Source organism: Idiomarina sp. (assembly GCF_019431395.1).
In the GTDB taxonomy this organism is placed as follows: domain Bacteria; phylum Pseudomonadota; class Gammaproteobacteria; order Enterobacterales; family Alteromonadaceae; genus Idiomarina.
The window spans coordinates 2277969-2293354 of record NZ_CP080268.1; the positions used below are offsets into that span (position 1 = coordinate 2277969).

17 protein-coding genes and 2 pseudogenes are annotated in these 15386 nt (G+C 53.5%); 5 read left to right on the forward strand and 14 right to left on the reverse strand.

From position 1 onward, the window contains the following. Positions 1–41 precede the first annotated feature (41 nt). Positions 42–1691: an IS1634 family transposase gene (locus KZ771_RS11000; protein WP_290653479.1), complete on the reverse strand. Its 1650-nt coding sequence runs from the start codon at positions 1689–1691 to the stop codon at positions 42–44. A gap of 321 nt (positions 1692–2012) precedes the next feature. After that, positions 2013–3431, reverse strand: coding sequence for an IS1380 family transposase (locus KZ771_RS11005; RefSeq protein WP_290653480.1), 1419 nt, complete (start codon positions 3429–3431; stop codon positions 2013–2015). A 67-nt stretch (positions 3432–3498) separates the two neighbouring features. On the opposite strand from KZ771_RS11005, the pseudogene KZ771_RS11010 reads away from it, so the two are divergent. After that, a pseudogene (locus KZ771_RS11010) lies at positions 3499–3714 on the forward strand (ISL3 family transposase); the annotation flags it as partial. 182 nt (positions 3715–3896) lie between these two features. On the opposite strand, the gene KZ771_RS11015 reads toward KZ771_RS11010, so the two are convergent. The 6 genes and pseudogenes from KZ771_RS11015 to KZ771_RS11040 form a co-directional block, all read right to left on the reverse strand. Beyond that, positions 3897–4070 carry a 3-methyl-2-oxobutanoate hydroxymethyltransferase gene (locus tag KZ771_RS11015; protein WP_365996484.1) on the reverse strand — a complete coding sequence of 58 codons (174 nt, stop codon included), beginning with the start codon at positions 4068–4070 and terminating at the stop codon, positions 3897–3899. A gap of 22 nt (positions 4071–4092) precedes the next feature. Further along, on the reverse strand, positions 4093–4440 hold the full coding sequence (locus KZ771_RS11020; protein WP_290653481.1) for an AzlD domain-containing protein: 348 nt from the start codon (positions 4438–4440) through the stop codon (positions 4093–4095). A gap of 3 nt (positions 4441–4443) precedes the next feature. Further along, positions 4444–5163, reverse strand: a complete 720-nt coding sequence (locus KZ771_RS11025) for an AzlC family ABC transporter permease (RefSeq protein ID WP_290653482.1) — start codon at positions 5161–5163, stop codon at positions 4444–4446. Continuing rightward, positions 5160–5438 (reverse strand): cupin domain-containing protein, encoded by a 279-nt coding sequence (locus KZ771_RS11030; RefSeq protein ID WP_290654847.1) that lies wholly within the window; start codon positions 5436–5438, stop codon positions 5160–5162. The genes KZ771_RS11025 and KZ771_RS11030 overlap by 4 nt, the downstream gene beginning before the upstream one ends. 60 nt (positions 5439–5498) lie before the next feature. Further along, positions 5499–5699 (reverse strand): annotated as a pseudogene (locus tag KZ771_RS11035) (helix-turn-helix transcriptional regulator); the annotation flags it as partial. A gap of 69 nt (positions 5700–5768) precedes the next feature. Beyond that, on the reverse strand, positions 5769–6251 hold the full coding sequence (locus KZ771_RS11040; protein WP_290653484.1) for an HPP family protein: 483 nt from the start codon (positions 6249–6251) through the stop codon (positions 5769–5771). Positions 6252–6350: 99 nt separating this feature from the next. On the opposite strand from KZ771_RS11040, the gene KZ771_RS11045 reads away from it, so the two are divergent. The 4 genes from KZ771_RS11045 (at position 6351) to KZ771_RS11060 (ending at position 10039) form a co-directional block, all read left to right on the forward strand. Further along, entirely contained in the window at positions 6351–6932 is a 582-nt protein-coding gene (locus KZ771_RS11045; RefSeq protein WP_290653486.1) for a TetR/AcrR family transcriptional regulator, read from the forward strand. 814 nt (positions 6933–7746) lie between these two features. Further along, positions 7747–7944: a helix-turn-helix domain-containing protein gene (locus tag KZ771_RS11050; RefSeq protein ID WP_289117571.1), complete on the forward strand. Its 198-nt coding sequence runs from the start codon at positions 7747–7749 to the stop codon at positions 7942–7944. A 10-nt stretch (positions 7945–7954) separates the two neighbouring features. Continuing rightward, positions 7955–9634, forward strand: a complete 1680-nt coding sequence (locus KZ771_RS11055; protein ID WP_365996744.1) for a DUF927 domain-containing protein — start codon at positions 7955–7957, stop codon at positions 9632–9634. A gap of 60 nt (positions 9635–9694) precedes the next feature. Beyond that, entirely contained in the window at positions 9695–10039 is a 345-nt protein-coding gene (locus KZ771_RS11060; protein ID WP_290653490.1) for a helix-turn-helix domain-containing protein, read from the forward strand. A 45-nt stretch (positions 10040–10084) separates the two neighbouring features. Here the strand turns inward: KZ771_RS11060 and KZ771_RS11065 are convergent, their stop codons facing one another. The 6 genes from KZ771_RS11065 to rpmH all read right to left on the reverse strand — a co-directional run bounded on the left by KZ771_RS11065 (position 10085) and on the right by rpmH (position 15245). Next, positions 10085–11275 (reverse strand): site-specific integrase, encoded by a 1191-nt coding sequence (locus KZ771_RS11065; protein WP_290653492.1) that lies wholly within the window; start codon positions 11273–11275, stop codon positions 10085–10087. Between the two features lie 170 nt (positions 11276–11445). After that, the gene (mnmE, locus tag KZ771_RS11070; RefSeq protein ID WP_290573349.1) at positions 11446–12822 is read right to left on the reverse strand and encodes a tRNA uridine-5-carboxymethylaminomethyl(34) synthesis GTPase MnmE; all 1377 of its coding nucleotides are present in this window, start codon (positions 12820–12822) and stop codon (positions 11446–11448) included. A gap of 5 nt (positions 12823–12827) precedes the next feature. Next, a complete protein-coding gene (yidC, locus tag KZ771_RS11075; RefSeq protein WP_290573351.1) occupies positions 12828–14489 on the reverse strand; it encodes a membrane protein insertase YidC in 1662 nt (553 codons plus the stop codon). A gap of 21 nt (positions 14490–14510) precedes the next feature. Beyond that, positions 14511–14786, reverse strand: a complete 276-nt coding sequence (gene yidD / locus KZ771_RS11080) for a membrane protein insertion efficiency factor YidD (protein ID WP_133540612.1) — start codon at positions 14784–14786, stop codon at positions 14511–14513. Further along, positions 14741–15118: a ribonuclease P protein component gene (rnpA, locus tag KZ771_RS11085; RefSeq protein ID WP_290573354.1), complete on the reverse strand. Its 378-nt coding sequence runs from the start codon at positions 15116–15118 to the stop codon at positions 14741–14743. The genes yidD and rnpA overlap by 46 nt, the downstream gene beginning before the upstream one ends. Next, a complete protein-coding gene (rpmH, locus tag KZ771_RS11090) occupies positions 15111–15245 on the reverse strand; it encodes a 50S ribosomal protein L34 (RefSeq protein WP_126784943.1) in 135 nt (44 codons plus the stop codon). Before rpmH ends, rnpA begins: the two co-directional genes overlap by 8 nt. Between the last annotated feature and the right edge of the window lie 141 nt (positions 15246–15386).

Consider the following 15386-nt stretch of genomic DNA (forward strand, 5'->3'; position numbering starts at 1 on the left):
TGTTTTCGCTGAGACAAGCGAAAATGACACAACATGGCTGATCAGGCGGGTTTTTCTATCCCGAGGGCGGCGAACAATTCGAGTTGCTGCGGGGTGGGGGTGCCGGTGCCGGTGAGATGTTGGTTGCCGAGCTGGACTCGGTGCTTTTGCAGTCTGCGTAGCAGTTCAAGAGTGGTCTTCGGGCTGTGCGTGCTGCCGTGGTCCTTGAGGCGCATGCGCATGACGCGATAGAGCACCAGTGCCAGAAAGCAGATCAGTGCGTGTGCACGGATGCGATCCGGCAGGCGATGGAATACCGGGGCGATTTCGATATCACTCTTGAGCACCCGGAAACCCCGCTCAATGTCGGCAAGGCTCTTGTAACGGCTGACGATCTGCTCGGCGCTCAAGTCACTGACGTTGGTCAGTAGCGCGAGCTTGCCGTCGAAGCGTTCGGCATCTTGGATCGCAGCCTCGTTGAGCTCGTAGCTGAAAAGGTCGGCGCGGTAGTCGGCCTGGATATAGCGCGTCAACTCGGCATCGGCCACGGCACTTTGGAAGCGGCTGTAGGCGCCGCGATCACTGGCTTTGCGGCCACGCGCAGTCTCGCCCTTGTCTTGCGTGTCGAGCTTGATCACCAGCTTTTCAGCGAAAGCCTCGAGCTCGGCGATTTTCTCGCGACGTTTCTCCGACTGCTCGGCAGCACGCACGGGATCGTGGGCAACCACCAGCCGATGGCCAGCAAATTCGCCTTCAGCCAGACTCGCCTGATCATGATCGAAGCTCAGCGCCTCCAGTGTGCCGCCAAGCTCGCGGTAGCGCCGCGCCGGTACGGCCAAGATGAATTGCAGTTGGCGCTGAGTCTGCGTCGCCAGCGCGCTCAATTCAGCCACATTGTCGAGGCTCAGCAGGCCACGGTCCGCCACCACAATCACCCGCTCGATCGCAAAGCGTTCGAGCACGCAGGCCAGCATGGCCTTCAGTGTTTTGGTCTCCGACACATTGCCCGCGTGGACGGTATGCATCAGCGGCAAACCCTCGGCCGATTGCACTACGCCAAGCACGCATTGCCGGGCGATGCCGCCGGTTTCCTTGTTCATGCCGAAGGCGCGCAGATCACCGACGACCTTGCCCTCGCCGTGAATACGGATTGTGGTCAGGTCGTAGAACACCACCGACAACTGTTGATCGAGCATCGGTCGCAGTTGTGCGCCGATGCGAGCCTCCACCGCATCGGCGCGCTCCATCAGCGCATCCATCGTGCGTAACAACTGGTCGTGCGTGACCTGGCGCGGCATGCCCGGAATCGACACCGTCTCCAGCCAGTCCAGACACCCCAGCTTTGAGTCCGCCGCACACAAGCGGTTGAACACCATGGCCCGCACCAGTGCCTCTGCATCGAAGGCGCGCCGTGAGGAGCGCAACGCTCGGCGGATGACCTCGCCAAACCCCAGGCTCGCCCAGAGTTCGTTCAAGGCATAGACGTCACCAAAGGCCAGCGCCGAATCGTACTGCGGTACCGGCGCGGCAGCAGGCACTCGCCCGAGCGCGCGTTGCAAGCCATGGATCAACGGATCCAGCTTCTTGTCGTCCAGATGGTCCACACGCCCGAGATTGGCAATCACGCGCTGACGCACGCCAGCTTCGGTTCGGAAGCCTTCGACGATCTGCAGATAGCTCCGGCCACCGGAGCGCGTGATGCGAGTGTACATGTGCCAACGGTAGCAGGCTTATACATACCTGTGAAGATAGATACCTAACACGGCGTGACACAACAGCATGTTTCCAATTCGGGCTGAACCCGCCTTATTCACGAGGGCGCTGATTGAGCGGTCTGAAGGTACTGGCTGTTGGCATTGCTTATCAGGATTCGCCTCTTCAGCGCGAGTGGCTGTTGAGTAATGCCAGAACGCAGCCCTTTTCCTACTTACTTATAGCTCTTTGGAATCAATGGCGGCCGTCCAAGCAGCCGTGATCGCCTACCGCCGCTCCGGTCGCTCGCTTTCTGATGCTGTGGTGGTCTCGCAGGAGCGTCAGCTCAGTGCGGTCAGCTTCGGCAGCCCCTTCAGCAGCGTCGGCCACCACTTGTCGGCGGCGGCACCCAGATGAACGGTGATTCGCCGAGCGTGCAGCCTCAGCGTGGCGGCGACCTTCAGCACCTGCTCGCGCATCCGGCTGAGGCTCCAGCCTTGCCGGGTCTGCCGCTCCAGCAGGCAGCGCAGGCCATGCAGGACCTGGTAGGCGTAGAGGCTGAGCAGCAGGCTCACCTCGTTGCGTGCCATCACGTCCTGAACGGTGGAGGCGCCGCGATCGGTCGACGAGAGGTGCACGTCGAGCGCCGACTTCACCTCGCCCATGTGCGCCTCGGCGCTGCCGCGCTTGCGGTAGAGCGCCAGGACCTTCTCCGGCGGCCAGTCGAACTTTCCGAGGTTGGTGACCAGGAAGAAGGCATGCAGCAGCAGGTCATCGGGGCGTTCCTGCACCACCAGCACGACGCGACGCGGTGCCGACCAAGAGCCCGCTTGATACTCCAGATCGTGGCACCACTCGCGAGGCTGCTCGGGTGGCCGGCCGGGTGGCCGCTTCAGGTGCGGTGCCGCCAGCTTCTGCAGACCGGTGTGACTGCGCAGCCGGCCCAGGTACTCGATGTCACGCTCTTCCAGGGCCGCCAGCGTCGCGTTGTCGGTGAAACCGGCGTCGATGCGCACCCGAACCTGGGCGCCGGTGCTCTCGTTGAGTCGCCGCACCAGATGCGGGATCCAGGTGTCGGCGTTCTCGGCCGGGCCGGCGTTGCCCTCGCGCAGCAGGCCGCCCACCATGTCGCCGGTTTCTGCCAGCGAGGCGACCAGCGGTGAATAGATCCGCGCGCCGTACAGGCCATGATAGGCCGAGCCGCCCTGGTGGCCGTGGACCTCGATCGGCAGGCCGTCGATGTCCAGCGTCAGCTGCTTGGGGCGCTCGCCGTTCTTCAGCGCGGTCAGGCGCCAGATCACCAGTCGCAGCAGGCCTTCGTGCACGGCATCGATATTGTCGCAGCGCCCGAGGCAGGTCAGCAGCCGCGACAGCGTGGCTTGAGAGGGCCGGTCCTGGGCCAGGGGCGTTGTCCCGCGCGCATCGCTGCAGGCCAGCTGCCAGAGCGGATCACGGCGCAGCGTGTCGGTATCGCTGAGGTCGATCCAGCCCATCGCACGCTGCAGCACCAGGGTACGCAACTGGCTGGCCAGCGAATGAAGGATGCGCAGCGGGTGGCGTCGATCGACCAGATTGTCTTCCAGCGCCTCAATCACGCCGCTGTTGTCGAGGGCCTCACGCAACAGCAGAGCGCCGCTGTCGCTGGTAGTGCGCTGGCCGCTCAGCTCAACACGGACAGAGCCGTTGCATGAGGGCGTCCAGGTGGATAGGCTTTCACCCATGGCGAGTGGTCCTCTTGAATCGTGTTCTGGCAGGAACATCCTGATTCTACAAGAGAAAACCACTCGCCATCTTCGTTTTCAGACCGACCTCATGAATAAGCCGGGTTACACGGAGTCCATCAACCGACTGGCCAAGGACAAGAACCGTGAAGGGCGCGGTTACTCCTTCGAGGTGATGCGGGCACGAATGCTCTACACCACGAAGCACAAGAAGAAGGCACCGACTGCGAAGGTCTCTCCTTTCTACAAGAAAACCATCGGTTACGGACTGCCGGACTTCGCAGAGGAACTCAACTACGGAGTCGATCTATCAACCATCTGAGGGTGGTATCAGATTGATGGGGTGAAGGTGCCCCATCAACCATTAAATCCGTATACCCCTTTTTTGATACGTACCATAGGGCATATCAACAACGACGCAGGCTTTCTGGCTGCCACGCACCACCGCACCACCGCCCCACCATGGTTAATCATCATATCCAGCGTAACGGGCAATGTAGAATCTTATCCGTAGGCCACCATCCCCGTGGAATCCCCCACGATGATCAGATCGACAAAAGGATCCATGAGTTCTGCCATGGGCTTCATGTATTCCGTGAGGCAAACAATGTTACCTCGTCCTTTCATGGCCTGAATCTTAGAGGTTGTTATCTTCTGGCTGGAAGTATGAGTACTCATATTCACTCCGATCCTTGATCAGTTAAATCACAACGAAATTGAGAAACCGCACCACACCAAACGCCACAACGCCCCAAACGACCGGCCATCCCAGGGACTTTGTTTTCCACCAGACCAGCAGGGTTACGCACCCCCCAACAGCCGTTGCAACCCAGGCATTCAGGGTGCCGGCTGCGGGAACCAGCGAAGCCCCCAGCATGGCCGCGATCATCACCGGGCCGAGCACTCCGAGCCACCTGGGCATGGCCGCTGTAGCGCCCTGGCTGTCTTCCCGGGCCAAACGCCTCTGCATCCACACCAGTGGCAACAGACGCATCAACAATGTACCCGCTGCGGCAACCATCACCGCAACCCACAGTTCACCAGCCATGCGTTAAACCTCCGCCCGTGTATTGGATTGCATCACAAAGAACACCGCAGCGCCCAGAAGCGCCGCAACCGGTATCGCCATATTGGGCAGGCCATTAGCCGCAAACAACAACGCTACGACAATGGCACACCCCAGCGCTGCAGCCCATAACGAGGAAGTGAATCTCGGGGCCAGCAGCACCACGAACAGAGCCGGTAGCGCAAAGGGCATAACGTCATTCAGCAATGGCCAGCGCCCGGTCAGCTCCTGCCCCGCGAAAGCTCCCAGGGCCGTGCCCCCTACCCAACTGAACCAGGCCAACAGCATGGCGCCAGTGAACCACCCCAGGCGTTCCGATGACGGCAACGCCGGCAGGCGGGTGTGCGCCAACGCGAAGACCTGATCCGTCAGCCCGTGCATCAACCAGAACCACCACCGATTTCCGGTGAGCCAGGGGGCCAGGTTCGGGGCATAAACCAGATGCCGGGCATTGATCAGCAGCGTCATCACCACCACAAGCCACAAGGGAGCTCCCGAGGCCACCATGCCAACAAACAGGAACTGGGAAGCACCCGCATAGATAACCAGGGAGATGATGATGGCTTCCCAGCTGCTGAAACCGGCCTGATTGGCGATCAGGCCAAACGAAATCGCCACCGGAATGTAGCCCCCGAGCAGCGGAATCGCATCCCGTACCCCTCTTACCCAAGCGCGCCCGCCCGCGCTGATTGCCTGATCACTCATGATCCCTCACCTTCTTTTTGATACACGATGGTGACCAGTAACGTGGCCCAGGCTTCCCGGGTACGATATAAGTGTGGCTGATCAGCATCGAAGGTGTGGCTCTCGCCAGCCCGCAAATGCTGGCTGTGGCCAGTGACACCGACTTCCAGTTGACCACTGATAACGGTAACGGACTCCACCGTCCCTGGCGTATGCCCCTCCGCCATACGCGTCGTGTTGGGGGCACAGGACATCCAGTAGGCGTCTACCCGGGGATTGTCTCCCCCCTGATCCACAAGCCGGACCTGCACCCCTTCCTCACCAACCGGTACACGGATAGGGGCAACCAGGTTGCCGAAGGGGACATTGAGCTGAACCGCCAGTCGCCAGATGGTATCCAAGGTCGGATTCCCATTGCCCTGTTCCAGGCGTGAAAGGTTCGACTTGGCAACACCGGCTGCCGCAGCTAACCCGGAAAGCGACCATCCGCGGGCAACACGCAAAGCTTGTAGGTGTCGCCCGAGCGTTTCTAGTGAGATCTGATCCAATTGTTCCATTCTCCTCCCGTTCTATTTATAGAACGTTCTACAAAAGGAACAACTGGGTGTCAAGCGTGGAAAACAGAATTACAACCAGTGCGTCGGATAGCGATGCCCGGAAATAAGCCGGTGATACAGCACCCCAAATACCACAATGAGAACGGCACCTGCCCCCACAGGCATGAGCAAAAAATCCCAGTGTTCACCGGCCACCATAACAACTAACGGATTGGCTCCAGCCGGTGGGTGCGTTGTTTTGGTCAACAACATCAGGCATACAGCTAGCCCTACCGCCAGCCCCATAGACCAAGGTATAACTCCCACAAAGGTAGCCACAAGAAGGCCAATTGCGGTCGTTAATAAATGACCAACGATGATGTTTCTTGGCTGTGCCAGCGGGCTTTCCGGCAACCCGAACAGGATTACCATCGTTGCACCAAAGGGCGCCATCAACCAGACAGAAGACTGAAAAGCGATGCCCAGGCTTCCGAGGGTGGTAATACACAGCATGGCTCCCAGGCCGGCCAGCAGAGGAACAAAATATCGCGAGGTGGTCAGGCGTTGATACATCAGAAAATCCTCAGTAGACAGATTGGTCTACACAGGGTAGACAGTATTGTCTACCTATGTCAATATGCGAGTGTCTGGTCTAACTGAGTTTCTGTATTTATGGACAAGCAAGAACAGCTGGTTCGTACAGCCTTTCAATTGTTCTACACCCGGGGCATCCATGCTGTGGGTGTGAATCTTGTACTGGCAGAATCCGGCATAGCCAAGAAAACGCTTTACCATCACTTTCCCAGTAAAGAGCATCTGATAGAAGCCACGGTCCATTACCGTGACCGCAATTACAGGGCTTGGCTGACATCACGGCTGGAACAGGTCCCTGCAGGCAAGGCTGCTATCTTGGAGTTATTTAACGCCCTGGATGATTGGTTTCATGATCGTGTGCCGGAGATCGACCACTTCAATGGTTGTTTCTTCATTAATGCCTGTGCTGAATTTGGTGATCGAGACAATGCCATCCATCAGGCTTGTGCAGGACACAAAGCCGATATGACGGCATTGATTAGACGGCATGTCCACGAATTGTCTCTATCAATGGGATTAACAATCGAGTTCACAAACCTGATTGTTTTGCTCAAGGAAGGGGCTATATCCATGGCTCATGTTCAGGGGAACCGAAACGCAGCCATGGAAGCCAAAGATATACTGGAAAATATCCTGCGAGACCGAGTGGGTGATGTGTAACTTGCTCGATTTCTAAACGAGGTGAGTGGACCAAGATGTGCGGAACCTCGAGCGAGGGACAGATTAGGCTGACTGAGAGATATCCAACAATGATCGGCGAGTCTCCTGGAGGACTTTCCAATCGCTTCACATACCTATCTGATTTGGATAATTCCCGGCTCTTTCCATGCGTTTAAGAGGGCGCCTCTTGGAGATATGAGCAGCACATACGCTATTAATCTGGATAAGTTGTCGTCGGAATCCCAGTGTGTGAGTTTTCCAAATCAGATGGAATCGATGGGCTTTCAGTCAGTAACCTCCCTGCCAGTGCTTCTTCGGCTGGTGCGTCTTAAGCGCCTCAAAAAAGACTCGCTGAGCACTTGTTGATGTTTTCCAGACTCGACGTTTACTGATATGGCGTAAATGGGCCTCTGAAAGGGCCTTCATGAGGCTATTTGGGTTAGCGAGCACCTGGTGCTATTCAGCCTAGCTCGAAACGGCCTCACAAAGGCCTTTTTTAAAGAAGAATGTGTGGTTCGAACTCGTACAGCCATCAGTGAATCAAAATATGATTCTGAGACCGGAAAATGACTTTCACATGTGAAAGTCATGCAGCTAACTTGATCATTAAATGCACAAAATCCACTCATGTAAGCCCTAATTTTGCGATTATGACGTTCTTTTTCTGGTTTCTTGTGATTTTTATCTTTTAATAATCAATGGCTTATTAGCCGGCCTCGCCTTTGCGCCCTTTATGGGCAATTCCGCGGTTCTCCCCCAAGACGAATATTTCCGATGATTGCTCCGAACGATTCACAACCCGACTGGAGTAGTCATGAAGAAACAATCAAATACCTCGACTGAGCGCTTGCTGACCTATGAAGAAGTCTGCACTGTTCTGAAAACATCACAGGCAACATTGCGCCGCTATGTAAAACAGGGTCGGTTCCCGGCACCAGTGAAGCCAAACCCCAATGGCCGAGCCGTTCGCTTTCGCTATCAGGATGTAAAAGCCTGGCTGGACAAGCTGTGAGGGGGCGGAGCTGATGCAATACAAACTTCAAGAAGATGGGCTCTATGTATTGTCAGGTGACCACTGGCAACGTATCGGTGGCTGGATTCAGGTGATGGCTCGCACCAGATTAACTGACAAACGTCACGGGCATGGAGCGTTGCTGGAATGGCAGAATTTCGATGGTGTGAAGCTACGCGAGGTCATCTACGCCCGAGATCTCAACAGCGATAATGCCCGGCAGGTGCGGGATATGCTGGTTGATACCGGTTATCCACTTACGCCCGGCCAAGCAAGCTGGAACCGGCTTCAGCACTATCTGTTGGAACAGATGGCTCTGGCCGAACCGGCGACAGTGGTTAATCGAACGGGTTGGCACGGTGGAGTATTTGCTACCAGTAACTGGACGATCGGCTCCGCTGACGAGCCGCACCATTTCGTAGGCCAATTATCAGGCTCTGCGACGTTAGAGGAGTCTGGAAGTCTCAGCGACTGGCAGACTTATGTCGGTCAGCTATGCCGAGGCAACCCGTTAGCAATATTCAGTATTGGCACGGCGCTGGCTGCGCCATTGATTGCGTCTGCTGGGATGGAAAATGGCGCCATCCACTTGGTTGGAGCATCGTCGACCGGAAAGACCACCTTGTTGCAGTTGGCGGCTAGCGTGTATGGGGGAAACCGCTATGTTCGCAGTTGGATCTCAACCAGTAACGGGTTAGCGGCAGTCTCATCAGAGCACAACGACATGTTGTTGCCGTTAGATGAGATCGGCATGGCTCGCCCAGAAGACATCGATACGGCGATCTATCAGATCATGAACGGATCAGGAAAGTTACGGGCTAACGTTTCCGGCGAGCTGGCTGCAACCTCCCATTGGCGAACGCTGGTGTTGAGTAGCGGAGAAGTCTGGATTGCTGAGCTACTTCAACAGATCGGTAAACCGTTACGCGCAGGCCAGCAGATACGACTGGTGGAAATTCCTGTATTTGGAGCCCATGGGGCGTTCGATGAACTACACGGTCATAAGCACCCTCAGCAGTTTGTGGACGAGCTGAAATCGTCTTGTCAGCGCTACCACGGCACCATAATTCGCGAGTGGATCTCTTTACTGACCGAGCGTCATGACGAGCTGAACAGCTACCTGAGTCACGAAATTGGTCGCCTAAGCGGTATTTGGACAAGAGACCAGATGGCATCGCAGGTGCAACGGGTCATCAGGCGGTTTGCGCTCATAGGGGCGGCACTTTGTCTCGGTAGTAGGAATTTCATTCTCCCTTGGAGCGAGGAAGAGTCCTTGGCAGCCGTCCACCGAACCTTGAAGGCTTGGCTGGATAATAGAGGCCACTCCAGAAATTCTGAGGAATTCCGGCTTCTCAAAGCGCTGGAGCGGGCCATAAAAATCTGGGAGCGCAGTCTCAGTGATATTGAACAAGCGAGTGGCCAGGGGGGAGCTGGTTTTCGGCGCTCACACGAGGGGCGCGAGTTGTGGTTGATCTATAAATCGCATTTCCTGAAGCGGCTCGGACTGCCGACTCATTACATGAGGGAAGTGGAGGTGCTGTTACAGCGTGACTGCCTGGTGAGTAATGAGCGCTCCCGGGGGACCTACAAAACCAGAGTCAATGGAGGTTTGCAGCGGTTTTTCGCGCTCAGGCCTGACCAAGTTAGGCGGCAACTTGAAGAACTGGAGAGGATTGAGCATGAGGACTGACACGGTGTTCCCAATTTCCCAGTTTTCCCACTTTGGTTATGGCGGTTTAGGGGTAGAGCGATGACAGAAAAAGAGATGTTACAGCGAGTATTGCAGGACATGATGGTCCTCAAAAAAATCATTCTGGACCATATTAATGGTAGCAAGGCCCCGGAGGCCGACAAGGAGATCATGAGCCTTGAGGAGTGTGCGGAATACACTGGGCTGAAGAAAAGCACCCTGTACCAGTTAACCTCCCAAAAGAAGGTCCCTCATTTCAAGCCAAATGGTCACCGGATTTTCTTTCGCCGCGCAGACATCTTGAAGTGGCTCCAGTCCAACCGGATCGCGACGGCGGACGAGATCGAGCAGTCGGCTGCTCAGCACCTGGTGAGCCACCGAAGACCAGGACGGCGGAGTGTTTGATGTGGGGCAGGAGGAAAGAGGGGCTGTGAAAGCCCCTCTCGTCACTTAGGCTGCACATTCCCCAACTCCGTCCAGTGTCTCCTCAAATATGTCAGGAAAACTCCTCATGGCCTCTGTGCGGCGAGTTTCGAGTATGTCCGCATAGATTTCGGTGGTTCGCAGCTCACTATGGCCCAGAAGCCGGGACAGCGAGTAGATATCTACACCCCTAGCCAGTTGATTCACTGCAAATGTGTGCCGACCGGCATGGAAAGTCACACTCTTGGTGATACCCGCCCGCATGACCCATTGTGCCAACGCAACGTTGGTATAAGAGTCATACTTGAGACCCTTGAATACGCGATCACCTGTCTTTCCGCGATTCTCCAGATTCAACAGTCTCACCGCTGAATCTGGAAGATCCAGGTATTGCAATGAGTTTCCGGCATTCACCAGCTTCTTCTGCCGGAAAATAATGCGGTAGTGGCCATCGGCGAATTCCTCTATCTCACCCCAGACCAGCTTGTGGATATCTGACCAGCGAAGGCCGGTAGTGCAGGAAAACAGGAAAGCCCGCCTCAGCACGTCATACCGGCACTCGGCTTTGGTCAGAGCCCGGACCTCTTCGAGGGTCAAATACGTTCGTTTGGTGTTCTCCGGTTTGATGGACTTGACCTGTTGAACCGGGTTGTCGCGGACAATGCCGTCCCGATAGGCCTGGTTGAGCGCAGCGCGAACCTTGTTGAAGTAACTGCTGGTCGTGTTCTTGGCCAGTTTGGTACCGGATTTGGTGGTGGCCTCATGCAGAAGGTAGTGCCGAAACCCCTCCAGGAATCGCTTATCGACTTGCTCAAAGGACAGTTCAGACAAGCCATGGTAGCGGTGCAGGTGGTGACGGGTGGAGATCCAGATCGAATGGTTGGATTTGCTTCCAGAAGCCTTCTCGTCAGTCAGCTGGTCGAAGTAATCGAAGAAGCTGGCAGAAAGCTTGGTCCGATCATCCAATCCATGTCGTGACGACTCGATTTCCAGCAGCCGTTTTGCCCGGATGGCCTCAGCCTTCTGATTTACGGTCTTGTTGTGCTCGCGCTCCGCCGGAAGTCGAGGTTTGTCGTATAAGAACAGGTTCAGGGGCTCATACGAGCGCTTCTGCGCCCGAGAACCGTTCTGGCTTGTCTTGGAACCGTGGTAGTAGACCAGTCGCAAGGCACGGTGGCCGTTCTTGTCTGGTTCGCGTTTCTGGATAGTGATTTTCATGTTTTGCTCCTTTTGTGCTCCGAGTGCTCCGAAAACTTATACTCGGAGCACACACGGAGCAAGAGGGGGCAAAACGGATCAAATGGCCTGCAAAGAAATAGAATAAATTTATTTATAAAACAATTGGTTATTTGTATTTGATTGGATGCTTTTCGATCTTTTTGGCCGTTTCACTTCCCGATACAGAATGACCCGAAAATTTGACCGAGTAAATCATCAGACGTGAATTCACCGGTTATTTCATTTAGGTGTTGCTGAGCTAAGCGAAGTTCTTCTGCCAATAACTCTCCGGCTAAACTCATTTCTAATTGTTCCTGGCCTTGTAATAAATGATCTTTAGCTTTTGCTAACGCGTCTAAATGACGACGCCGTGCCATAAAACTACCTTCTGCGCTCGTCGAATAACCAACGCAGTGCTTAAGGTGCTCGCGCAGTAATTCAATGCCATGACCTGTTTTCGCCGATAAATGAACAACCGGGATGCCGTTATGCTCATCCATGCCTGTCGACTCTTTAGTCAAGTCGACCTTATTTCGAACAACGGTATATGGCATATCTTCGGGTAATTGAGCGAAAAACTCGGGCCAAATATCATCAGGATGGACAGCATTGGTCTCCTGGCTATCAACCATAAACAATACACGGTCGGCTTGGCGTATTTCTTCCCAGGCCCGCTCGATACCGATCTGTTCCACTTGGTCGGGAGATTCACGTAGCCCGGCGGTATCGATAATATGTAATGGCATACCATCGATTTGGATATGTTCGCGTAATACGTCGCGCGTCGTTCCGGCAATTTCTGTGACGATTGCTGATTCGCGTCCGGCTAACGCGTTGAGTAAGCTGGACTTACCCGCATTGGGTCGGCCTGCGATGACAATACGCATGCCTTCGCGCATTAAAGTACCTTGGCGAGCCTGTTGTTCTATATGGAACAATTGTTCGATGATGTTGGTTAAGTCGCCGGCAACTTTACCATCCGAAAGAAAGTCGATTTCTTCGTCAGGAAAATCAATAGCGGCCTCAACGTACATTCGCAAGTGGATAACAGCGTCGACGAGTTGGTCGATTTTATGTGAGAACTCGCCTTTTAAACTCTGTAGTGCCGCTTTAGCTGCTTGTTCAGAGTTGGTATCGATAAGGTCTGCAATTGCTTCCGCTTGAGTCAAATCTAACTTGTCGTTAAGAAATGCTCGTTCGCTGAATTCGCCAGGGCGGGCAGGGCGTATGTCGGGAATTTCCAGAATGGCTTTGATGATCATATCAATCAAAATTGGACCACCATGCCCCTGAAGTTCTAAGACATCTTCACCGGTAAAGGAATTAGGACCCGGGAAGTAAATAGCGATACCTTCGTCAAGTAATTCACCGGCGCTATTATAAAATGGCAGGTATTCCGCCTTGCGAGGTTTAGGACATTGGCGAAGCAATATTTCTGCAACGTTTTTGCAGGCTTTACCGCTGACCCGAACAATACCAACACCACCGCGCCCAGGCGGGGTAGCCTGGGCAACAATGGTGTCGTGGGTAAAGTCATTATCGTGCATGGCGATTACTTACCGCGAACGTTAATGCCTTTTTTCTCGAGGCCTTTGTAAATAATTAACATCTGCGCAATGGTAATCAAGTTACTAACCAACCAGTATAGTACCAGCCCTGATGGGAACCACAGGAAAAATACTGTAAAGATAACCGGCATGTACTGGAACAGTTTCTGTTGCATTGGATCCGCAGTCGGTGTCGGCTGCAGTTTTTGCATCAGGAACATGCTGGCGCCCATTAGGATAGGTAAGATGTAATACGGGTCTTTAGTTGACAGATCCTGAATCCAGAATACGAATTCTGAGTGACGCAGTTCCACACTCTCCAGTAATACCCAGTATAACGCCAGGAATATTGGAAGTTGTAACAACATCGGTAGGCAACCACCCAGAGGATTAACTTTTTCCTCTTTGTAGAGCTTCATCATTGCCTGAGACATTTTCTGACGGTCAGAACCATAACGCTCGCGCATTGCCGTCATTTTAGGCTGCAGCATCCGCATTTTTGCCATTGACACATATTGTGCCTTGGTCAGTGGGAATAGCGCTGCTTTTACCACAACGGTCGTTAGGATAATTGCCAGACCCCAGTTTAAGACCAGGCTTTGTAAGAACTGAAGCAGTTTGAAAATGGGCTGCGCCAGCCACCACAAGAAACCATAATCAACTGTTAAATCAAGATTCTCGACTAAAGCAGCCATTGAGTCTTGATCTTTAGGGCCAAGATAAACGGTTGATTCAATCACCGCCGTTTCACCGGCATTGATTTGCTCCATTGGGTAGATGACACCAATGATAGCTTGCGAGTTATCGGCTACACGGGAGAATAAGCGGTTATCTTGCTGCTGCGTCGGAATCCACGCAGATACAAAATAATGCTCGAGCATACTAACCCAACCAGTCTGAGTCGAAACATTCAGACGTTGGTCTTGCATGTCCTCAAAATCGTATTTTTCAAACTTATCGTCATCGTGTGAGTAGGCAGCACCAAAGTATGTCGGCATGATCATGCTGCCGCCTTCGCCTGCTGTCATTGTTTGCTGCAGTTGACCATAAAATTGTAGTTGTTGTGCCTCGTTTGCGTTGTTTGAAATTTCGTAACGCACGCCAACGTCATACTGGCCTTGTTTGAACGAAAATATCTTTTTAACAACCGTGCCATCTGCTTTTTGATAGGTTAGGGGAACTTCTAAGGTTCCGTTTTCCATCACATATTCAGTTTTCTCGACAGAGAATTCAGCCCGGCCGCCACTTGAGTCAATACCATCTGGACCAATCAGACCAGATTGAGCGATATAAAGGTTACCTGGCTCTCGCTGCAGTAATTGAAAACGTTGTTCTGAATCCAGCGATTGAGCAAATTCGAGCAATTTTGCCGAAACGATATCGCCGCCTTTTGCGTCAATAACAATATCAAGAACATCGGTTTTAACTTCGACTAGCTCACCGGTATTTGTTTTAGCAACCGGACTATCACCATCAGGAACTGATGAATCACCGGGCACACTACCTTGAGGTTCTGGTACTGTGGAGTCGCTATTACTCGTTGTTGACGTGCTTGTCGTGTTGCTTGGTGCCTGAGTTCCCGGCGCTGTATCGACCATCCAGGTCTGAAACAGGAAAAAGGACACCACTAAAAAAGCAATAAAAAGTATCGATCGTGGCGAATTCATAGTGATTTCGTCTCTAAGTTGCTACTGTTCTTGTGAATGAAAAGCGTCTTTGTTGTCACGGGTAGGTTCGGGAACCGGATCAAATCCGCCCTCGCTACCCGGGTGGCAGCGAGCTATGCGCTTAGCCGCCAATCCAACGCCCTTAATTGTACCGTGTTTCTCTATCGCCTCACAGGCATAATGTGAACAACTCGGGTAAAAACGACAGCGTGGACCTAATAGTGGCGAAATAACCCACTGATAGATCTTGATTACTGCGATTGGTATTGCTTGCAGCGCTTTGCCAGTTTTCGCCATAAATAGTTCAACGTGTCATTGAGTTCGGTATTGTCGAGGTCTACGATACCTTGTTTGGCAATAACCACAATGTCGAAATTAGGGATTTTGTGTTGCTTTAAGCGAAAGGTTTCGCGAACTCTGCGTTTAATGCGATTACGCTGCACCGCTGTTTTAGCGCGTTTTTTACTGACCGTTACGCCAATTCTTGGATTATCTAGCGTATTTGGGGTTGCGAGCATTGTAATATGCGCAGTGACTGCTTTTACAGGGGGGCTTGAGAAAACAGTTTGAAACTGAGAGGGAGTTAGCAGGCGCAACTCCCTTCCATAAGCGAGAGTGTTATTATGCACTCAGTACTTTACGACCACGTGCACGACGACGTGCAATGACTTTACGGCCGTTTTTTGTTGCCATGCGAGCACGGAAACCGTGACTACGCTTGCGTTTTAATACGCTGGGTTGAAAAGTTCTTTTCATAACAGTTATTCCATCGGTCAAAGCTAAAATTTTAGAGCGCGGATCTTACCGATCTTTTTGGCAGTAGTCAACAAGTGAATGGTCTCCGGGTGATTATATTTTGTATTTTTTAATCCACATTTTAAGAGTCCATAACTATGA

Excerpts from the sequence above, each read along its gene's own strand:
- KZ771_RS11015 (WP_365996484.1), bottom strand. The coding sequence starts at position 4,070 with ATGAGTACTCATACTTCCAGCCAGAAGATAACAACCTCTAAGATTCAG.
- yidD (WP_133540612.1), bottom strand. The coding sequence starts at position 14,786 with ATGGCGAAAACTGGCAAAGCGCTGCAAGCAATACCAATCGCAGTAATC.
- KZ771_RS11020 (WP_290653481.1), bottom strand. The coding sequence starts at position 4,440 with ATGGCTGGTGAACTGTGGGTTGCGGTGATGGTTGCCGCAGCGGGTACA.
- KZ771_RS11005 (WP_290653480.1), bottom strand. The coding sequence starts at position 3,431 with ATGTTCCTGCCAGAACACGATTCAAGAGGACCACTCGCCATGGGTGAA.
- KZ771_RS11065 (WP_290653492.1), bottom strand. The coding sequence starts at position 11,275 with ATGAAAATCACTATCCAGAAACGCGAACCAGACAAGAACGGCCACCGT.
- KZ771_RS11040 (WP_290653484.1), bottom strand. The coding sequence starts at position 6,251 with ATGTATCAACGCCTGACCACCTCGCGATATTTTGTTCCTCTGCTGGCC.
- yidC (WP_290573351.1), bottom strand. The coding sequence starts at position 14,489 with ATGAATTCGCCACGATCGATACTTTTTATTGCTTTTTTAGTGGTGTCC.
- mnmE (WP_290573349.1), bottom strand. The coding sequence starts at position 12,822 with ATGCACGATAATGACTTTACCCACGACACCATTGTTGCCCAGGCTACC.
- KZ771_RS11045 (WP_290653486.1), top strand. The coding sequence starts at position 6,351 with ATGGACAAGCAAGAACAGCTGGTTCGTACAGCCTTTCAATTGTTCTAC.
- KZ771_RS11000 (WP_290653479.1), bottom strand. The coding sequence starts at position 1,691 with ATGTACACTCGCATCACGCGCTCCGGTGGCCGGAGCTATCTGCAGATC.
- KZ771_RS11050 (WP_289117571.1), top strand. The coding sequence starts at position 7,747 with ATGAAGAAACAATCAAATACCTCGACTGAGCGCTTGCTGACCTATGAA.
- KZ771_RS11060 (WP_290653490.1), top strand. The coding sequence starts at position 9,695 with ATGACAGAAAAAGAGATGTTACAGCGAGTATTGCAGGACATGATGGTC.
- KZ771_RS11025 (WP_290653482.1), bottom strand. The coding sequence starts at position 5,163 with ATGAGTGATCAGGCAATCAGCGCGGGCGGGCGCGCTTGGGTAAGAGGG.
- rpmH (WP_126784943.1), bottom strand. The coding sequence starts at position 15,245 with ATGAAAAGAACTTTTCAACCCAGCGTATTAAAACGCAAGCGTAGTCAC.